General features: G+C 42.0%; 1 protein-coding gene. It reads left to right on the forward strand.

Features of this window, described 5'->3' with window-relative positions:
• The first annotated feature begins 59 nt into the window (after positions 1-59).
• Complete coding sequence (locus ACP45E_RS12430) at positions 60-485, forward strand: N-acetyltransferase (RefSeq protein WP_017037397.1); 426 nt, start codon at positions 60-62, stop codon at positions 483-485.
• Positions 486-622 lie beyond the last annotated feature (137 nt).

Raw genomic sequence — 622 nt, forward strand, 5'->3', positions numbered from 1 at the left:
CTCACACCTTAATGCGGCGTTATGTTGCCCCGATATATTTGACAATCTAGAGTTCGAAAATGATAAGAAAGTACAGTTCAAATGACTTAGATTCGGTTCTTGAAATCTGGCTCGAAGCCTCTGTTAAAGCCCATGATTTCGTCCCGGCTGACTTCTGGGGATCTCAAGTTGAGAACATGCGTAATATTTATATTCCTGCTTCAGAAGTCTTCGTTTATGAAATTGAGTCGAAAATAGTTGGTTTTTACGCGCTGTATGAAAGTACTTTGGCAGCCATATTCGTGTTTCCTGAATTTCAGGGTAAAGGCATTGGTAAGCAATTATTAAGTCATGCCAAAGCTCAAAGGGCGATATTGAGCCTTTCCGTATATAAGGAAAACCAGGCTAGTTATCAGTTCTATTTGTCTCAAGGTTTTGCAGTCGTCAGTGAGCAACTGGACGAACATACGGGACACCCAGAGTACACAATGAATTCGGGCACATAACAAGGCGTTTAAGACGGATTCACAACGCTTGGCGGTTTCAGTTCCAGTCAGGTTAAGTGTTTAAGGTACAATGGTTTAGGTTTGGTGGTTGGCGTTGTTCACCACTTAACGCAGCGTTATGTGCTTGGAGAAAATAT

It is taken from the genome of Vibrio genomosp. F10 str. 9ZD137, from assembly GCF_049974785.1.
In the GTDB taxonomy this organism is placed as follows: Bacteria; Pseudomonadota; Gammaproteobacteria; order Enterobacterales; family Vibrionaceae; genus Vibrio.

Excerpts from the sequence above, each read along its gene's own strand:
- ACP45E_RS12430 (WP_017037397.1), top strand. The coding sequence starts at position 60 with ATGATAAGAAAGTACAGTTCAAATGACTTAGATTCGGTTCTTGAAATC.